General features: G+C 72.7%; 10 protein-coding genes. 6 read left to right on the top strand and 4 right to left on the bottom strand.

Annotated elements, in window-relative coordinates:
* Nucleotides 1-16 precede the first annotated feature (16 nt).
* The gene (locus ACWDSL_RS16510) at nt 17-7,861 is read left to right on the top strand and encodes an SDR family NAD(P)-dependent oxidoreductase (RefSeq protein ID WP_450485881.1); all 7,845 of its coding nucleotides are present in this window, start codon (nt 17-19) and stop codon (nt 7,859-7,861) included.
* Between the two features lie 37 nt (nt 7,862-7,898).
* Nucleotides 7,899-8,429, top strand: a complete 531-nt coding sequence (locus ACWDSL_RS16505; RefSeq protein ID WP_398528772.1) for a chorismate--pyruvate lyase family protein — start codon at nt 7,899-7,901, stop codon at nt 8,427-8,429.
* A 9-nt stretch (nt 8,430-8,438) separates the two neighbouring features.
* Here ACWDSL_RS16505 and ACWDSL_RS16500 read toward each other — a convergent pair whose 3' ends face one another.
* Nucleotides 8,439-9,467, bottom strand: coding sequence for a pirin family protein (locus tag ACWDSL_RS16500; RefSeq protein WP_450485878.1), 1,029 nt, complete (start codon nt 9,465-9,467; stop codon nt 8,439-8,441).
* Between the two features lie 165 nt (nt 9,468-9,632).
* Between ACWDSL_RS16500 and ACWDSL_RS16495 the strand changes: the two genes are divergently transcribed.
* On the top strand, nt 9,633-10,142 hold the full coding sequence (locus ACWDSL_RS16495; RefSeq protein ID WP_450485905.1) for a carboxymuconolactone decarboxylase family protein: 510 nt from the start codon (nt 9,633-9,635) through the stop codon (nt 10,140-10,142).
* Nucleotides 10,143-10,194: 52 nt separating this feature from the next.
* On the opposite strand, the gene ACWDSL_RS16490 is transcribed toward ACWDSL_RS16495, so the two are convergent.
* From ACWDSL_RS16490 to ACWDSL_RS16480, 3 genes are all read right to left on the bottom strand, one after another.
* Nucleotides 10,195-11,199 carry an NAD-dependent epimerase/dehydratase family protein gene (locus tag ACWDSL_RS16490; protein ID WP_450485876.1) on the bottom strand — a complete coding sequence of 335 codons (1,005 nt, stop codon included), beginning with the start codon at nt 11,197-11,199 and terminating at the stop codon, nt 10,195-10,197.
* A 101-nt stretch (nt 11,200-11,300) separates the two neighbouring features.
* Nucleotides 11,301-12,392, bottom strand: coding sequence for a sulfotransferase (locus ACWDSL_RS16485; protein WP_450485874.1), 1,092 nt, complete (start codon nt 12,390-12,392; stop codon nt 11,301-11,303).
* Between the two features lie 232 nt (nt 12,393-12,624).
* On the bottom strand, nt 12,625-15,918 hold the full coding sequence (locus ACWDSL_RS16480) for a GH92 family glycosyl hydrolase (protein WP_450485872.1): 3,294 nt from the start codon (nt 15,916-15,918) through the stop codon (nt 12,625-12,627).
* 280 nt (nt 15,919-16,198) lie between these two features.
* On the opposite strand from ACWDSL_RS16480, the gene ACWDSL_RS16475 reads away from it, so the two are divergent.
* Genes ACWDSL_RS16475 through ACWDSL_RS16465 form a run of 3 tightly spaced genes read left to right on the top strand, consistent with a single transcriptional unit; the run spans nt 16,199 to nt 19,491 of the window.
* On the top strand, nt 16,199-17,077 hold the full coding sequence (locus tag ACWDSL_RS16475; protein ID WP_450485870.1) for a GNAT family N-acetyltransferase: 879 nt from the start codon (nt 16,199-16,201) through the stop codon (nt 17,075-17,077).
* 60 nt (nt 17,078-17,137) lie between these two features.
* Complete coding sequence (locus ACWDSL_RS16470; RefSeq protein WP_450485868.1) at nt 17,138-18,295, top strand: hypothetical protein; 1,158 nt, start codon at nt 17,138-17,140, stop codon at nt 18,293-18,295.
* Nucleotides 18,292-19,491, top strand: a complete 1,200-nt coding sequence (locus tag ACWDSL_RS16465) for a hypothetical protein (RefSeq protein WP_450485866.1) — start codon at nt 18,292-18,294, stop codon at nt 19,489-19,491. Before ACWDSL_RS16470 ends, ACWDSL_RS16465 begins: the two co-directional genes overlap by 4 nt.
* The last annotated feature ends 54 nt before the right edge of the window (nt 19,492-19,545 follow it).

Genomic DNA, 19,545 nt, shown 5'->3' with positions numbered 1-19,545 from the left:
CACCTCAGGAGTGAGCATGCGTTACACGCTTCCCTCACTGTTCGCCGCGGCCGCGGACGCCGCCGCGGACCAACCCGCGGTGTTCACCGACGGCGGATACCGGACCTGGGCTCGGTGGCGTGCGGAGTCGGACGCGCTGACCCGCGGCCTCCAGGAGCTGGGCGTCGGGCGGGGTGACGTGGTCGCCGTGCACCTGCCCAACTGCTGGGAATTCCTCACCGTCCACGTCGCCGTCGCCGCCACGGGGGCCGTGATGCTTCCGCTGCACATGGGCCTGGGGGTGAAGGAGCTGCGCTCGCTGCTCGAGCGCACCCGGGCCGGGACGCTGGTCCTCACCGCCGGCCACCAGGACCTGCCGTGCGGCGAGTTCGTCCGGCAGCTGCTGAAGGGATCGACGGCGCTCCAGCATGTGCTGGTCGCCGACGAAGCGGACGCGGATGGCGATGTGTTGTCACTGGGGGCGTTGGTGCGCCGGTGGCGGGGGACCGAGCCGCTGCCCGCGCAGGTCTCGCCGGAGGATCCGTTCGTGCTCCTCCCGTCCTCCGGTACGACCTCGCTCCGCCAGAAGATCTGCGTGCACACCCATGACGGTCTGCTGGCCAACGCCGCCGCCGTGGCCGCCGACGGCAAGGCGCTCGGCACCGACACGATCGTCAGCGGCAGCCCGTTCACCCATCTCTTCGGGCTCCTCTCGCTCCATCTCAGCCTGGTGACGCGGGGCAGGCAGGCACTGCTGCGCCGGTGGGACGTGGCGGACTTCCTCCGGCCGGCCGGGCAGAGCGAGCCGACCGTGCTCTTCGCCGTACCCGCGCAGCTGCGCGATATCGTCTCCCGGCTGCGCTCGTCGGCCGATTCGGACGGAGCGGACAGACTGCGGCTGCGCGAGGTACGGGCCGCCGGCGCGGCCGTGCCCGCCACGCTGGTCGAGGACGCCCGGCGGCTGCTGGGCGCGCGGATGGTCACGCACTGGGGCATGTCCGAGCTGGGCGCGGGCCTGTACACCCGGCCCGATGACCCGCCGGAGGCGGCGACCGGCAGCATCGGCCGCCCGGTCTCCGGTGGCCGGGCGCGCGTGGTTACGGAGGACGGCGGCCCGTGCGCCACGGGCGAAACCGGGGAACTCCAGTTCCACGGGCCGTCCCTCTTCCAGGAGTACTTCGAGGACCCGGAGCTGACACGGAACGCGTTCACCGGCGACGGCTGGCTGCGGACCGGTGACCTGGCAAGCGTGAACGAGGACGGCACGATCGCCTTCCGGGGCCGCGACGCCGAGGTGATCAACGTCGGCGGGGTGAAGTTCAGCGCGGCGGAGATCGAAGCGCTGCTCGACGATCTGCCCGGTCCGGGGCTGCTCGCCGTCGTCGGCCGCCCGGACGACCGGCTCGGCGAGTATCCGTGCCTCGCCGTCACCCTGCGCGAGGGCGCATCCGTCACCTTGGACGAGGTCACCGGGCATCTCGCCGCCAAGGGCGTGGCCGAGTACAAGATCCCCGTCGAGCTGATCGTGCTCGACGACATGCCGTGCACCCCGACCGGAAAGATCGCCAAAAGCCGCCTCGCCACGGTGCTCGACCACGGGGGAGCGCATGCGCGCACGCCGTGGGCCCGGCGGGTCCTGGCGCTGCCCCCGTCCGAGCGGCTTCAGCCGGCGCTGGACCTGGTGGGCGAACTCCTGTCCTCGGTGCTCGGGCGGTCCGACCGGATCGGCCCGGACCAGGTGTTCACGGAGTACGGCCTGAAGTCGCTGACCGCGGTCAGGCTGCGCGCCGGACTCGTCGAGGCCACCGGGCTCGATCTGCCGACGACCGTCGCCTTCGACCTGCCGACTCCGCAGCTGCTGGCCCGGCAGCTGACCGGTCTCCTCGCCGGAGAGCGGCCCGAAGAGCGGCATGACACTCCGTTCCGGCCGCGGTCCTCCGACGAGGAGGATCCGGTCGTCGTCGTGGGCATGGGGTGCCGGCTGCCGGGCGGTGGCGGGTCGCCCGAGGAGTTCTGGGACCTCCTGGCCGCCGGAGAGGAGGCGATCTCCGGATTTCCCTCCGACCGCGGCTGGGACCTCGACCCGGATGCCTCGTGCACCTCTCGCGGTGGCTTCCTCCCGGGCGCCGCCTGGTTCGACTCCGACTTCTTCCGGATCGCCCCGCGGGAAGCCGTGACGATGGATCCCCAGCAGCGGCTGCTGTTGGAGACGGCGTGGGAGGCGCTGGAACACGCCCGGATCGACCCCGACTCGCTCAAGGACAGCGAAACCGGGGTCTTCGTCGGCATGATGGCCTCCGACTACGTATCGCGCTGCGCCGGAACGGCCGAGGACGCCGACGGCGGCACGGTGACCGGAAACACCGGCGGCGTCGCATCCGGCCGGATCTCGTATGTGCTGGGGCTTCGCGGCCCGTCCCTCACCGTGGACACGGCGTGCTCCTCTTCGCTGGTGGCCCTGCACCTGGCGGCGCGCTCGCTGCGGGACGGTGAGTGCTCACTGGCGCTGGTCGGCGGCGCGACGGTCATGTCGACCCCGGCCACCTTCACGGAGTTCACCCGGCAGCAGGCTCTCGCGGCCGACGGGCGGTGCAAGGCGTTCGCCGCCGCGGCCGACGGGACGGGCTTCTCGGAAGGGGTCGGGGTACTCGTACTCGAACGTCTCTCCGAAGCCCGCCGGGCCGGCCATCGCGTACTCGGTGTCATCCGGGCCACGGCCGTCAACCAGGACGGCGCCTCGAACGGCCTGACCGCCCCCAACGGCCAGGCACAGCGACTGGTGATCCGCCGCGCCCTAGCGCAGGCCGGACTCCGAGGAGCCGATGTGGACGTGGTGGAGGCCCACGGCACGGGCACCAGGCTCGGCGACCCGATCGAGGCGCGGGCGATCCTGGCGGCCTACGGGGAAGACCGCGAAAGCCCGCTGCTGCTGGGCTCGGTGAAGTCGAACATCGGCCACACCCAGGCCGCGGCGGGCGTTCTCGGGACGATCAAGATGATCATGGCCTTGCGGTGCGGAGTGGTGCCCAGAACCCTGCATGTGGACGAACCCACCCCGCACGCGGACTGGACCGCGGGAGCGGTACGCCTGGTCACCGAGCCGGTGCCCTGGCCGGAGACCGGACGGCCGCGCCGCGCCGGTGTCTCGGCGTTCGGGATCAGCGGTACGAACGCTCATGTCATCGTCGAGCAGGCCCCACCGGATGACGCAAGCCCCGGAAAGGCTGAAGAGGGCGCGGCGGCGGGGCAGGGAGCGGCCCTCACCCGTCAGCCGACCTCCGCGGTGCCGCTGATCCTCTCGGCAGCGACACCGCAGGCGCTGAGCGACCAGGCCGCACGGGTGCTCGCCCTCCTGGAGTCGGGTGCCGCACCCGCGGACGTGGGCTACTCGCTCGCCGCCACGCGCGCACGGCTCGACCATCGCGCCGTCGTGCGGGGCGCCGACCGGGACGACCTGGCCGCGCTTGCCGCCGGGGCGCCCGGTGCCGCGGTGACCGGTCAGGCGGATCTGCGGGGCCGGACGGTGTTCGTCTTCCCCGGCCAGGGCGCGCAATGGGTCGGCATGGGCGTCGAACTGCTCGGCTCCTCCCCCGTCTTCGCCGCCTCGATGGCGGAGTGCGAGCGCGCGCTGGCCGAGTTCGTCGACTGGTCGTTGACCGATGTCCTCGGCGACGAGTCGGCCCTGGGCGGAGACGAAGTCGTCCAGCCCGCCCTCTTCGCGGTCATGGTCTCGCTGGCACGCCTGTGGCAGTCCCACGGCGTCGTGCCGGACGCGGTGGTCGGCCATTCGCAGGGGGAGATCGCGGCCGCGCATATCGCGGGCGTGCTGTCGCTGCGCGACGCCGTCCGGGCGGTCGTCCGCCGCAGCGCGCTCTGCTCCTCCCTGGCCGGCACCGGTCTGCTGTTGTCGGTCGAGTCGGCACATGACGTCGGGCAACGGATCTCCGGAATGCCGGGGATGAGCGTCGCCGCGTACAACGGGCCCTCCTCCGTGGTCCTGGCGGGAGACACCGCGTCCGTCACCGCGCTGGCCGAGGAGTACCAGGCCGAGGGGGTACGGGCCCGGGTCATTCCGGTCCGCTACGCCTCGCACTCCGTCCACGTCGAGCCCATCCGTGACCGTCTGCTGGAAGAACTCGCCGACATCCGCCCGCAACCGGCGCGCATCCCCTGGTATTCGACGGTGACCGGCCGGGTGATGGCGGGCCCGGAGGCCGACGCCCGCTACTGGTACGACAACCTCCGCCAACCGGTGCGGTTCGCCCAGGCCGTGGAGACCCTGGCGTCAGCGGGGTTCAGCCACTTCGTCGAGGCCGGCCCCCGCCCCGTACTCGCCGCCGCGATCCAGGAGACGGTGGGCGAATCCGGCCTGGCCCTGGCCACGTTGCGCCGTGATCAGGGCGGTGCCGACCGGTTCACGACATCGCTGGCCGAGGGGTACGTACGCGGGCTTGCCGTCGACTGGACGAGCCCGTTCGACGGCAGCGGAGCCCGCCATGTCGACCTGCCCACCTACCCCTTCCAGCGCCGCCGCTACTGGGTCGACACGGCGGCGCGGTCGTCCGCGGCCGGACTCGGCCAGCGGACCGTCAACCACCCGCTGCTCGCGGCCCTCGTCGAGCATCCCGACGACGGTGCCGGTGCCGGTGCCGGTGCCGGTGGCGCGGTGTTCACCGGCCGGATCTCGCTGGCCGAGCACACCTGGCTGGGCGACCACCGGATAGCGGGCACGGCCGTGCTCCCGGGAACGGCGCTGCTGGAGCTGGCGGCCCATATCGGGGACCACTTCGGCCGCGGGCGGGTGGAGGAGCTGATCCTCCAGGCCCCGCTGGCCGTACCCGACGACATCGGTGTCCAGGTTCAGGTACGCGTGGTCCACGAGCCCGACGACCGCCTGGCGCTGACCGTCCACGCGCGGATCGAGGGACAGGAGCCCTGGACGACCTGCGCGACCGGCGTGGTCACACCGGACCTGGAACCCCCCGGGTCCGCCGGGTTCGAGCCGGCCTCCTGGCCGCCCGCCGGCGCACAGCCCGTGCCGCTGGACGCCGTGTACGCGCCTCTCGTCGAGGCCGGTGTGGTGCACGGGCCGGTCTTCCGCGGGCTGCGCGCGGTGTGGCGGCGGGGCAGCGAGCTGTACGCCGAAGTCGTCCGGCCCGAGGACCTGCGGGACGGCCCGCTCCCCTTCGCCCTGCACCCCGCGCTGCTGGACGGAGCCCTTCACCCGACGGCGCTGGCCCACGACCACTCCGCCGGGCCCGCGCTGCCGTTCTGCTGGCGGGGGGTGAGCCTGTTCGCGACGGGGGCCGCGGCGCTACGGGTGCGCCTGTGGCCGGATGAGCGGACCGGCGGGACCGCCCTGGACATCGCCGACGACCGCGGTCTCCCGGTCGCCCGGGTGAACTCCCTGGTCACCCGCCGTCTGGCGGGCGGCCGTCTCCAGCAGGACACGGTCGCCCGGCAGTCTCTGTTCCGGATGGACTGGACAGCGCCCGCGGGCCGGTCGGCCGACGACCGGTCGGCCGACGACCGCGAGGTGCTGGACGTGAGCGCCGAGCGGGACCCGCGGACCGCGCTCACCCGGGTGCTGACCGCGCTGCGGGACAAGGCGGCGAGGGCCGGACTGGTGGTGCTGACCAGCCGTGCGGTGGCCACCGCGGACGGCGAGGACGTCGATCCCGCCCAGGCCGCCGTATGGGGCCTGGTCCGCTCGGCCCAGCGGGAGGACCCCGGCCTCTTCGTCCTCGCCGATACCGACGACCCGGCGTCGTTCGAGCGGACCGTGCCCCTCCGGGAGCCCGAATTCGCCGTCCGCTCCGGCTCGCTCCTGGTGCCCCGGCTGGCCCGGCAGGCGGCGGGCGGCGAACCGGTGACCGTGGACCCGGACGGCACGGTACTGATCACCGGCGGGACCGGGACGCTCGGCGGACTGCTGGCCAGGCACCTGGTCGACCGGCACAAGGTGCGCCATCTGCTGCTGGTCTCCCGGCAGGGGCCCGACGCGCCCGGGGCGGCAGCGCTGCGCGAGGAGTTGGCCGCCGCCGACTGCCAGGTGGACATCGCCGCCTGCGACGTCGGCGACCGTGCCGCCCTCGCCGCCGTACTGGCCGGCATCGACCCGGATCATCCGCTGACCGGTGTCGTCCACGCGGCGGCCGTGCTCGACGACGGCGTCATCGGCTCGCTGAGCGCGAAACGGTTCGACGCGGTGCTGCGGGTGAAGGCCGATGCCGCCCGGCATCTCCACGAGCTCACCCGGGACCACCCCCTGGACCTGTTCGTCCTCTTCTCCTCGGTCGCGGGCCTGCTCGGCAGTTCCGGCCAGGGCAACTACGGCGCGGCCAACGCCTATGTGGACGGGCTGGCGGCACACCGCAGGGCGCAGGGCCTGCCGGCCGTATCCGTGGCATGGGGGCTGTGGGAGCAGGCCAGCGGTATGACCGGTGCGATGACGGACGCCGACCGTCACAGGCTCTCCCAGAGCGGTATCGGCGCCCTGGCCGACCATGACGGGCTCGCGCTCTTCGACGCCGCCCTCACAGCCGGCCCGGCGCTGCTCGCAGCCGTGCGCGTCGACCTCACGGCGCTGCGGTCCGGTCTGCCCGCACCGATCTGGCACGGCATCGTACGGCCCCCGAGTATCCGGACCACGGCCGCCGCGGCCGGTACGGGGACGGGCGCCGAAACACCGGACTCGTTGCGCCGGCGGCTCGCCGGGCTCGACGAGGCCGAGCGGATACCGGTCTTCCAGGAGCTGGTGCGGTCCCGTGCCGCCGCCGTGCTGGGCTATCGCGATCCGTCCGAGGTGGATCTCCACCGGCCATTCCTGCAGAACGGATTCGATTCGCTCTCGGCGACCCAACTGCGCAACAGGCTCAACGAGGCCACCGGTCTGCAGCTGACCCCCATGACGGTGTTCGACGCCAAGACCCCCGCCGCACTCGCCGAGCGGCTGAGCGGCGCGATGAGCGGAGCAGCGGACCCGGGCCTCCGGCCGCCGGATCCGCCGACGGCGGCACCGCACTCCGACCCCGGCTCCGGCTCCCACTCCGACTCCGATTCCGACTCCGTCTGCCTGCTGGTTCGGCGCGCGGCGGAGGAAGGGGAGACAGAGCGGGCCTTTCACCTCATGCGTGCGGTGGCGGACCTCAGGCCGACATTCGCCTCCGTCCCCGATCTCCCGCGGATTCCCGCACCGACGGCCCTGGCCGAAGGGCCACCCGGCGCCCGGCTGATCGCCCTGAGCTCGCCGATGGCGAACGGCGGGGTGCACCAACACGCACGGCTCGCCGCGCATTTCCAGAACGCCATGCCTGTCTCGGCGGTACCCCTGCCGGGATTCGCACCGGACGAGAAACTGCCCGAGACCTCTGAGGCGGCGGTCTCGGTGGCGGCCGAATGCGTACGGAAAGCCGCTGACGGCGATCCATTCGTCCTGCTGGGATATTCCTCGGGGGGAGCGCTGGCCTACGCCGTGGCCCGCCATCTGGAGACGGAACACCAGGTCCGGCCCGCCGCGGTCGTCATGATCGACACATTCCGGCCCGGCGACGCCGCGGCCCCCGTCGGCCCCGTACTGCGCCGGCTGTTCGCCGATGGCCACGCCTTCGGCGGAATCACCGGCGACTCGCTGTCCGCCATGGGGCGCTGGCTCGCCGTGATGTCCGAGCTGAGCTTCGATCCGGTCGCCGCGCCGGTCCTGTTCGTGCAGGCCGACCAGCCGCTGGCGGCGGATGACCCGGATACGGACCGCCGGCCGGCGGAGCCCTTCGAGCGGACACACGATCTCCGAACCGTACGGTCCGACCATTTCGCCATGGTCGGCACGGACTCGTCTCGGACCGCCCAGGTGATCCAGGAATGGCTCACGTCCACACTCTGACCACATTGCACGGCTGCTCATGGAAAGGAGGTGGGTGGTGAAACTCTCATCGGTTTCACGTACTTTCAGCCCCGCGATAACCCGCATGCTCTTGGCCTCGGACGGTTCGACCACCTTGCTGCTCGAGGCGCTGACGGGTGGCGAGCTCACAATCGATGTCCTCTACCAGGGCAGGGCGTACGCCCGGGATTTTCCGCCGGAGATATCGGATTCCATCGGCGTCGGCACGGAATCCGAAATACTGGTCCGCCGGTCGCGGTTGCGGACCGCGACCGGGGAACCGATCTCCAAGAACCTCGTCGTGGCACGACGGGAGCACCAGAGCCCGATGCTGGGCCTGTTGAGCGACAGGCACGCGCCGCTGGGCCGCGGGCTGGTCTCACTCGGCCTGAGTCAGGCCCGTCACATCGTCGCGACAGGAGAGGACCGGTGGGACGAATCGCTGGACGGCGAGCCCTGCGCCTACAAGGCGTACGTCCTGGTCGAGCAAGGCAATCCCGTGTTGTACATCCACGAGAAATTCAACCCTTTGTACGTGCCGCTGAAGCAAGCGTCGTGCTGTGGCTAGGTTTATCCGTCAGCGCGTCTGACCCCGCGGCTTCAGCGGCGCATTCGGCAGCTCGGGCGCGGGCAGCCGGTCGCCGTCGTACCCCGTCACCTCGCCGAAGCGCGAGCCCGTCATCCAGTCCTCGCGGGCCTGCGCGATGTCCTCGTGCGACCGCCCGATGAAGTTCCACCACATCACGATCCGCTCCCCGAACGGCGTCCCGCCGAGCAGCACCAGCCGGGCGGTGGAGTCCGTGGTGTTCGTCAGCTCGAGCGTCCCGTTCCCGGGGGCGAGGTAGCCGAGTTCGGCGGGGCTCAGGAGCGTATCGGCCATGCGGACCTCACCGCGGTCCACGAGGACGCCGTGCTCGAAGCTCGTGTCGAGGGCCAGGCAGACCGTGGCGTACGGCTCGAGGATGATCTCGGCGCCCAGCAGGGGGCTGAAGGTGGGCACCGGCGAGGTGTCGCCCGCGAGGGAGCCGAGGAAGACCCTGACCTCGCCCACGGGCCCGTCCGCGACCGCTCCGCCCTCGGTCGCCCCGTCCCCGGCCACCCGGTTTCCGGGCAGGGCGATGGGGCTCGGCACATAGTGCTGGAAGTCACGGTCGGTGTGCCGGTGTGCCTCGGGCAGCGCCACCCACAGCTGTACGCCGTGCAGGATCGTGGTCCGGGCGGTGGAGACCTCGGAGTGGCTGATCCCGTGGCCGCCGGTCATCAGGTTCAGCTCGCCCGGCCGTACGTAGGCGTGGCTGCCCAGGCTGTCGCGGTGCTCGATCTCCCCGCTGAACAGCCAGCTCACCGTCTGCAGACCGGTGTGCGGATGCGGGGCGACGTCCATCCCGCCGCTGACGGAGACGTCGTCGGGGCCGTAGTGGTCCGCGAAGCACCAGGCGCCGATCAGCGACCTGGCCCGCTGTGGCAGGGTGCGTCGTACGGTCATCGCGCGCGGGCCGCCCAGCGGGACGTCGCGCGGGGTCAGCACCTCCACGCGCGGGGCGGCCACTCCCTCGGGGGAGGCACCGCAGCGCTGCACGGCGGGCTGGGTCTCGGTGTTGCTCATGGCGCGACGCCTCCCAAGCGGGGATAGTTGTACGCTCAACAATAATAGCGATGATAGATCGACACCTCGGTGAGGTGCGCAACATACCCGAAGCGGCCGACGCGGCCCGGTGAAGGAGTGCAGGTGACGGACACGGCAGCGACCTCCGCGGCGACCTCCAGCGACATCGACAAGGCGGCCTCCGCCAAGAGGCGGGGGAAGCGGATCTTCGTCGACAAGCAGAGCCCGCAGGCCTACGGCGCGCTGGTGCAGACCGCCGAGGCGGTCCGGGAGACCGCCGCCGAGGCCGGGCTCGACCGGACGCTCGTGGAGCTGGTCAATCTGCGTGTGTCCCAGATCAACCGCTGTGCCTTCTGTCTGAACCTGCACACCAAGGCCGCGCTGCGGGCCGGTGAGACGACACAGCGCCTGGGCGTGCTGGCGGCGTGGCGCGACACCGAGGTGTTCACCGCGCGGGAGCGGGCCGCGCTCGGCCTCGCCGAGGCGACCACCACCCCCGCGGACGCCGCCGTGCAGGAGGCGGCCTACGGCGAGGCGCGCCAGGTGCTGTCCGACGACGAGATCTCGGCGGTGATCTGGGTGGCGATCGCCATGAACGCGTTCAACCGGGTCTCGATCATGAGCAAGCACCCCGTACGCCCGGTCCCGGCGCCGCGGCAGACGCCCTCCGCCTAGGGCCTGCCGGTCGTCAAAGGGGCGGCCGGACTCCGCTACAGGTGTCCGGCCGCTACAGGTGTCCGGCCGCCCTCAGCACCTTCGCCTCCCGCTCCGGGTCCAGACCCACCGGCGGGCGGTCCGGACGCTGGGGCGCCCGGCCGCCCAGCCGGCGCAGCCACTCCCAGGTGGCGGCCACGGTCTCGGCGACGGGGCGGCAGCGCAGACCCGCGGCGAGCGCCCGGGACACATCCCCGCCGTACATCATGTCGGACAGCTCCCCCGGCGGCAGCCAGACCGGCAGCTCGGTCCATGGCTCGACACCGGCCGCCAGGACCGCCTCCGGGTCCGTCCAGCGCAGCTCGGCGTCCGACCCGGTGACGGCCGCGCACGCCTCGAGCAGCTCGCCGAAGGTCGTATGGCCCGGCGGGCTCACCAGGTTGTACGGGCCGCCGAGCCCGCGCGCGGCCGCGTCCAGCACCCAGCCGGCCAGGTCGCGGACGTCGATGTACTGCAGCGGCAGCTCGCGCGGCCCCGGCGCCAGGACCGGGCCGCCCTGGGAGATGCGCGTCAGCCACCAGGGCAGCCGGCCGACGTTCTCGTACGGGCCCAGGATCAGCCCCGCCCGGGCCAGCAGCGCCCGCTCGCCGAACGCCGCCTGCGCCGCCAGCTCCCCGCCCCGCTTGGCCTGGGCGTACTCGACCTCGCCCGCGTCCGGCGACGCCTCCACCAGCGGGCCGTCCTCGTCGAGCCCGGCCGGGGCGGGGTAGGCGTAGACGGACCGGCTGGAGATGTAGACGTACTGCCCGGCGCGCCCGGCCAGCAGCCGGGCCGCGTCGCGCACGGCGGACGGCGCGCCCGACCAGGTGTCGACGACGACGTCCCACTCCCCCGCCCCGGGCGCCTCCAGGGCCGCCAGGCCGCCCACGGCGCTCCGGTCGCCCCGCAGGACGGCCACGCCCGGCGGCGGATCGTGGCGTCCGCGGTGGAACGCCGTCACCTGCCAGTCGCGCGCCAGCGCCTCCTCGGCAACGGCGCGCCCCACGAATTCCGTACCGCCCAGCAGCAGAAGTCTCATGACGGTGACTCTGCCCGCCGGGCGGCACCGGCGGAATCGGCGTCTGCTGTGAGCAGACACGCGGTGGGCGGAATCCCGGCTGGGGAGCGGAATTCCGGCTGTCAGCGAATTCCGGGCCGGGAGCGCTGGGCGCCCGCCAGGGCCGTGCGCAGCGCCTCGGTGCCCGGGGCGCAGGACTTCCGCAAGGCGGACAGCTCCTCCGGGGGGAGGCGGAGGGCGGAGCCGCACCGGCTGTGGTCGAACGTGGCCTCGGCCGCCGTCAGCCACTCCTCCGTGGGCTCGACGCCGACGAACTCCGCCAGCCGGGTCAGCTCGGACCGGGGCGCGTCGAGCAGTCCCTCGTAGGACAGCGCCGTACGGGAGCCCTCCGGGACCCGTGACAGCGCCGTCAGGCCCCGGCTGATCAGGCGCGACCACATCTCGCCGAACCGGGCGACCGGCACCGGCGCCGCCATCAGCAGCACGGGATCGAACCGTTCGGCGAACAGCCCCGCGAGGTCCGGCGGCAGGGCCTGGAGGTGCTGGTCGGTGAGCCGGGGCACCAGCGGGCCCGCCCCGGACGCGCTCCTGGCGTCCATGATGCGCAGGATCATCCGGAAGCCCGGGTGGCGGCTCATCGACAGCGCGCAGTCCGGCCCGTCCCGGAACATATGGACGAACCGCGCCTCGGGGAACGCCTCCCGGATCCAGGGCACCCAGCTCAGCGAGCCGCCGGAGCGCTCGACGACCACACCGCCGCCGAACCGGTCGGCCAGCAGCCCGAACAGCGCCTCGTAGTGCCGGGCGACCGGGCGGCCGGGCCAGGCCGAGACGCGCGGCGCGAGTTCGTCGAAGAGCGAGTCCGGGTCGTCGGTGAGATGCGGCAGGACCATCGAGCACAGGGCGGGGATGCCGGTCGTCTCGGCCGAGAAGCGGCCGGGGCGCCGGTGGTAGAGGAGCTCCGGCGCCGGGATGCCGCTGCGGATCATCCGGTCGAACTCCTCGTTCGGCCGGGTGATGAGCTGCCAGAAGTCCGCGCCGGTCAGCACCCGCCCGGGCAGCGGATGGCGGTGGGGCTCCGCGCCGAGGGAGGTGAACAGCTCGTTGACGCTGAGGATGCCGGGGTGCAGGTTCAGGACGTGCGACAGCGCGGTGGAGCCGCTGCGTCCGGTGCCGACGACGAACGTCAGGGGCCGCGTGCTGATGTGGTCCACCTCCGGTGTTGGCCTGCCGTCGCGGGAGGGTGGTACGGCGGGGCGGGCGGTGCGGCGATACGGGTGGCGGCCGGCCGTCGCGCGGGCGGCCGCCGGGCAGCGATCAAGTAAAGGGCGTGGCGTCGTCGGGGCGCAAGGGCGTTGCCGCGACAGGGGTGTTCACCAGCCGGGGTGTTCACCAGCCGGGTGGGCCGGTGAACACCCCCGTACGTCTCGTCAGGGCGCCCGGCCGTCAGCCGCGGGCGATCGCGAAGACGTGGAGGTCCGCGTTGTCCGGCAGCGTGACGCTCTTGATCGTCTTGCCGTCCGGCGCCCGGAACGCCTTCGTCGCGAAGATGTAGGCGTCCACGACGTCCTTGTCCCCGCCGCTGATGTTGCGGTACGGGGTCCTGGCGACGGTCACGTTGCCGTACTGGACCGTCCCTCCGCCGCCGCCCACCGTCCAGTCGGTGAAGGCCAGCTCGGCGCTGTCCGAACTGCCGTCGGTGTAGGTGATCTTGGCGGTGGTCTCCTGGTTGCCGTTGACCGCGCTGCCGACGAACGACAGGGCGGTGGAGGCCGGCAGGCCGATGGTCTGGCCGTCGGCCGAGGCATTGTCGGGGCGGCCGGCGGGCGAGCCGGGCCAGGTGAACTCCAGGCTCTGGACGGTGCACCGGGCGCCCGGCGCGAGACCGGCCTCGGTCAGGGCCTGGCGCGAATAGCTCCAGCCGCCGCCGTCGTAGTCGCCCTCGTCGTGCTCGCCCGCGTCGTCGGTGGCGCCGACGTTGTTGTACGCGGCGAGCAGGCTGCCGGGCCCGGCGACGGTCACCGTGACCGGCTGGACGACGTCCGTGCCCTCGCCGTTCACCGTCACCTTGGCGTCGTAGAAGCCCTCGGCGGTGTCCTTCCCCGCGCGCAGGGTGATCTCGGCCGTGCCGTCGGGCCCCACCGTCCCGGAGGCGGGCGAGGCGGTGAGCCCGTCCGGGGCGTCGGCGGTGAAGCGCACCTCGGGGCGGTCACCGTCGCGGACCGGGACGGCGGCCACCTTCACCGTCAGGCTCTCGCCGGGCGCGACGGTGCCGGTGGTGGGCCCCACGCCGATCTGGTACGGCTGCTCGCCGTCACGGAACGACGGGGGCGCGTCGGCCGCGGCCGAGCCCCAGGAGCGGTTGGGCGCCTCGCCGAGGGCGTACTCCAGCGTGCCGCCGAGCCTGACGAACGACTCCGGCAGCCAGGGCCGGCCGCTCGCCCGGCCGTCGACCTTCAGCGACTGGACGTACGGCGCGCCGGGCGCCGCCTGCGGGGCCCGGATGGAGATGTCACGGCCGCCGCGCTCGATCTCCACGCGCGGGAACAGCGGCGACGCCAGCACCAGTTCGGCGCGGGAGGGGACCTGCGGATACATGCCGAGGGCCGAGAACACGTACCAGGACGACATCTCGCCCAGGTCGTCGTTGCCGGGGATACCGCCGGGCTCGGTGCTCCACAGCTGCCGCATCGCCGCGCGGACGGTCTCCTGGGTCTTGTACGGCGCTCCGGCGTAGGCGTACAGATACGGCACGTTGATCGACGGCTCGTTGTCCAGTTCGGCCTTCTCGCCGCCCGCGCCGGTGAGAGCCCAGCCGCCGTCGGCGGTGTGGAAGAAGGAGTCCAGGCGCTTGACCGCGGCGTCCCGGCCACCCAGGGCGGCGAACAGGCCCGCCGGGTTGTGCTGCACCATCCAGGTGTACTGGGCGCTGGTGCCCTCGACGAAGCCGTTGCCGGTGGCCGGGGTGAAGCCGGTGACCCAGCTGCCGTCCGCCTTGCGGTTGGCCATGTAGCCGCCGGTGTCCGGATCGGCGGCCGCGTTGAAGTTGTTCTGCCACCACTGGGCGCGGGCCGCGAAGGTACGGGCGGTGTCCCGCTCCCCCGCCGCCCCGGCGAGCTGCGAGATCGCGAAGTCCGCGCCGGACATCTCCAGGGTCTCGGCGGCGCCGCCCCAGGCGTTGGAGACGGACGGCATGTAGTGCAGCTTCAGGTACTTGTCGAGGGAGGGGCGCTGGCCCACCGACATGATCGGTTTGCCGGCCGGGCTGGTGTCCTTCTCCGTCGGCACGGTGGCGGCCTGGACCAGCGAGTCGAGGGCGCCGTCGAGGTCGAAGCGGGTGCCGCCGAAGGCCCGGATCCCGGCGAGGGCGGCGGCCGACGGGTCGCCGTTCATGACGTGGGTGCCAGAGGAGTTGTGGATCCACCGGTCCCATACGCCGCCGTTCTGGCGGGCGAAGTTGAGCAGCGACTGCGCGATGTCGGAGCCGCGGCCGGGGTCGAGGAGGGTGAGCAGCTGGACCTGGGAGCGGTAGACGTCCCAGCCGGAGAAGGTGCCGTACTGGGCCCAGTGGCCCGGCGTCACCGAGTGGACCTCGCCGTCGCTGCCCCGGTAGCGGCCGTCGGTGTCGCTGATGACGTTGGGGTGCAGCAGCGAGTGGTAGAGCGCGGTGTAGAACGTGGTGCGGTCCGTGTCCGAGCCGCCGCCCACCCTGATGTCGGCCAGCCGGCGCCGCCAGGCGTCGTACGCGGCGTCGCGCACCTGCCCGAAGCCGCGCCCCGGCGGGTTCTCGGCGGCCAGGTTGGCCTTGGCACCCGCCTGATCGACGTAGCTGATGCCGACCTTGACCCCGACCCGGCGAGTGCCGTCGGGGAAGCGGAGGTAGCCGCCGGAGCCCTTCCCGGCGACGGGGCGGCCGTCGGTTCCGTACCCGCCGGTGCCGCCCTCGGCGGTCGTGGTGCCGGGGCGCAGCCGGTCGTCCTGCCAGGTGCCGTGGGCGGTGAACGCGGTGTCGAAGGTGGCGGTGAAGTGGAGTGTGTAGTAGCTGCGGCGCCCTTCAGGGTCGAGGTAGCCGCAGAAGTTGCCGCTGGTGACCGAGCCGGAGACGGTGCGGTGCGCCGGGTCGATCGTGAGGTCCGCGTCCGTGCTGCCGACTTCGGACGCGGAGGTGCGGATGAGCAGCGAGGCCGCCTTGCCCTCGGGGTAGGTGAAGCGGGCGGATCCGGTGCGGGCGGTGGCGGTCAGCTCGGCTCCGGCACCGGAGGCGAGGGTGACCTGGTACCGGCCGGGCCGCGCGGTCTCGTCCTCGTGCCGGAAGTCGGACGCGTACACCTCGTCCTTGGTGTCCGCGGCGGGGGACGAGGTGACCTCGCCCGGGAAGGGGAAGAACGGAATGTCGCCGGAGCCGCCCGCGCAGCCGGTGCCGGACATATGGGTGAGGCTGAAGCCCCGGATGCGGGTCGCGTCGTACTGGTAGCCGCCGGGGGCCGCGGTGCGGGTGGCGTTGCCGCGGGTGTTCTCGGGGCTCCAGGAGAGCATGCCGAAGGGGACGACGGCCCCGGGGTACGTGTTGCCGCCGTTGCGGCTGCCGATGAGCGGATCGACGTAGGCGGCGGGGTCCTTGACGAGTTCGGCCGCCGTGGTAGTCGGCTCGGCCACCGCAGGAGTGGCGGTCAGCGCGGACGCGAGCAGTCCGGCGGTCAGGGCCGCGGCCGCCAGGGCGGCCGGGGGTCTTGAGGGCATCGCGGTCCCATCTTTCGCGCAGGGCCGCGTTCGCCAGGTCGAGCAAGCCGCAGGGACCGTACCGCACGGGGCGCGTCGGCCGTAAGGGCGCCTCAGGCCGGTCGGCCCGCTTGAACTGCACGCGATGTGCGGGCACTTGACAGCGCGGGCCGGTTGGCGGCGTACTGATCCCTAGAGCCCCTTTGACAACGTTGTCGCGCTCGTGGGTCGACCAAGCCACGTTCCACACAACCGACAACACACTTCGCGCGCTCGCCAACCCGCCCGCCATCATGGGCACATGATTGTCCGCAGGCTACGTGACACCGAGGAGGACGCCGAGGCGGTACGGACCGTGGCCGCCGCCGCCTTCGGCGCCTCCCGCGCCCTCCTCGGCGAGACCGACGACGAGTGGCCGCCGCGGCGCGTCGCCTCCGTCCACGGCCGCAACCGGCACCTCGCCCGCACCGACCCGGGCGGCTGCTGGCTCGCCGTGGACGACGCCGGGATGCCGGTCGGCACGGCGCTGTCCCACAGACGGGAGGGCACCTGGGGGCTGGCGCTGTTCGCGGTGCTCCCGCGGGCGCAGGGGCGGGGTCTGGGCCGGGAGCTGCTGGCGGCGGCGCTCGCGTACGGGCGGGCGTGTCTGCGCGGGATCATCGTCGGCTCCGAGGACCCACGGGCGGCCGCCACGTACCGGCAGGCGGGTTTCACCCTGCACCCGGCCATCCGCATGCGCGGAATCGTCGACAAGGAGCGGCTTCCGGCGCCGGACGGGGCGGTCTTCGAGGGCGGGCCCAGGCAGCGGGACATGATGGACTCCGTGGACCGCCGCACCCGGGGCGGGGCACACGGGCCCGACCACGAGCTGCTGCTGCGCCAGTGCCGGCTGTTCGTCTCGGACGACCTGGCGGGCAGCGGATACTGCTACGTCGGCGACGACGGCAAGGTCGAACTGCTGGCCGCGACCTCCCGGCGGCTGGCCACACGGCTGCTGACCGCCGCGCTGCTCAGCCTCCCGGAAGGCACCGAGGCCCGGATCCAGAACCTGACGGCCGAGCAGGAGTGGGCGGTGGACGTGGGGCTGGCTGCGGGGCTCGAGCTGGCCACCCAGGGCTATGTGTGCCTGCGCGGGATGCGGCCGCCGACTCCGTACATCCCGTCCGGCACTTTTCTCTGAGTACGTGTCAGTGCCGCCCGATACGATCCACGGCACACACAGCTTTCGGGGGGAAGCCAGATGGACGAACAGACGACGCACGACGGTGACGCCGCCGGTGGGGGTGGCGGACGGCTACGCCGCGCCTTAGCGGCGCGGCGCGCACGCGCGGCGCTGGCGGGTGGGCTCGCCGCCGCGCTGGTGGCGGGGTGGCTGGTCATCAGGGCCGTCGACGACGCCGACGCCGACTCCGACGCGGCGAAGAGATACTGCTGGGGCGCCTGGTCGCAGGCCGAGGAGCCGTTACGTTCCCACAACGACAACCGCGCCTTCCGGGAGACGGCCCCGACGCCCGACCGCCCGCGCGGCTCGTGCACGACCACCACGAGCTGGGACAACGGCATCAGCGAGGTCCACGAGAAGATCTCCGTCAGCTACGGCGCGGGCCCGAAAGACGCGAAGAAGCGCCGTGTCTGGCTGGCCGAGCTCTTCGCCGGCGCGGGAGATCAGCTTCCCGAGGGGCTGCCGGGCTTCGTCAACGAGGGCTCCGCCACGCTGGTGCTCCCCGAGAAGTGCGATGTCGACGGCCGCCCCTCGGTCGTGACCGTCAGCGGTGTGGAGAGCGACGGCAAAGACGACACTCCCACCCTGCCGGGTTTCGACTTCGAGCCGTGGCAGGCGGGGCAGCTGCTCGTGGACATCGCCAACCACGGTATGGAGAAGGCCGGTTGCGCGCCGGAGAAGCCGCTGGGCTTCACCGCACCCCTACCGCCGGGATACGTGCCTGACGACACCTTCGTCACCGGCTACTCCTCGGGCGCCTGCCGGATTGACGGACTGAGGCCCGCGCCCGGCGGTGGCGAGGGCGACGGCGATGGCCTCGACTCAACCGTGGGCCCGGTCAGCGACGACCTCCAGACCTGTGTCGTCCGCTGGCACGACACGGTCGCCGCCCGGCTCACCATGACCGCCCACCCCCGGCTGGTGAAGCTCTTCGACGGCCTCACCGGCAGCGCCCCGCCCGCCCGAGGCTGGCGCGGCCAGGGCTTTATGGACACGGATGGCGCGCTCGTCCGGACCCGGTGCGCGGGCCGTACAACAGTGATGTCCCTGGAGCGGACGGACATCGCCGACGACACCCCGTTCGCCACCCCGTCCCGTATCTTCCCCGTCTACGCCGCCGCCGTGGCCAAGCGCCTCGGCTGCGCCGCCGTCACACCACACGGAGACTCAAGATGAGCAGCCCTGAGGAGTTACGGCGGCAGGAGCACTTCCTCGTCGCCGCCGCGGCGGCGCGCAAGGGCCGGTGGAGGCGGCGTGGCCGCCGGGCCTGGGGTCTGCTGCGGAGCCGGCCCGGTCAGCTGATCACCGTGGGGGTCGTGAGCGCGCTCATCGGGAGCCTGCTGACCGCCTGGCAGACGGACAGCCTTCCGTGGTCGGACGAGAAACAGGCCGTGTGCTGGGGGGCGCTTCCCAAGAAGGACGCGGAGGCGTTGTTCGACCACGACCTCTTCATCCGCTTCGACCCCGGCCTCTCGGTCCGCGCGGAGGAGATCCGCCCGAGCCGCGGGAGCGCGGTTGTCCAGGGCGCCTGTCGGCTCCTGGCGCTGGACGACGGCCGCCCCGTCGCGCGTGTCGAGTTCCGGCTCCACAACCTCGACGGGGAGTACGACGCGCAGTCCGCGGGCTGGCTGACGGACTTCCTCTCCCCGCTGGCGGTGCCGTTCGGGAAGGGATCCGTCGGCTTGGCCTCGCAGAACCGGACCTGGCTGGCGCTCCCCAGGGGTTGCGGCAGCGGGGGAGGCGTCAACGGGCCTGCGGTCGTCGACGCGTCCTGGGACAGGCCGCCCATAAGCGCCGACGAGGACCCCCACTGGCGGAACCAGGTGGCGCGGGCGACCGTACGGCTGGTCAACGGCGCCATGCGCACCCTGGGCTGCGACGGCACACTCCCGTTCCCGGGTGACCTTCCCGCCGTCCCTCCCCTCAAGGACACCGAGCCACGACGGCTCTGCGGCATCGACGGGCTGACGCTGACCCTCCCCAAGAAGGAGTACTTGCTCAACAGCACATTGCTCACGCACAGCCCCGGAACGGCCCGCGTCTGCGGCGTCGGTATCGACAGTGCGATAGGGGGGCGTGCGCGGCTGCGGCTGGTCACCATCGAGAGCCCGCGGCTCGCCCAGGTCTTGTCCTACCTGACCGACCGCAACGAAGCACCCGATTACGAGAAGCGAGGCAAGAGTTCAGTCGGCCGGGACCTGGCTCTGTACCAAACCATGTGCCAGACCGGTCTGGTCATCTTCCTCGTCCAGGACAACGGCACCGGCAGGGACGACCTTCCGCGCAAGCTCCTCCCCCGCTACGCCGCGGCCGAGGCGGAGCGGCTGGGCTGCGGCCCGGTGAAGGTCGAGCTGCCGCGCCAGGGTTCCTGAGCACGCGGACGGGCCGCACCCCCGCGCGCCGGGGAGTGCGGCCCGTCCGTAAGT

Source organism: Streptomyces sp. NPDC000941, assembly GCF_053599555.1.
This window is presented reverse-complemented; position numbering and strand designations above follow the sequence as displayed.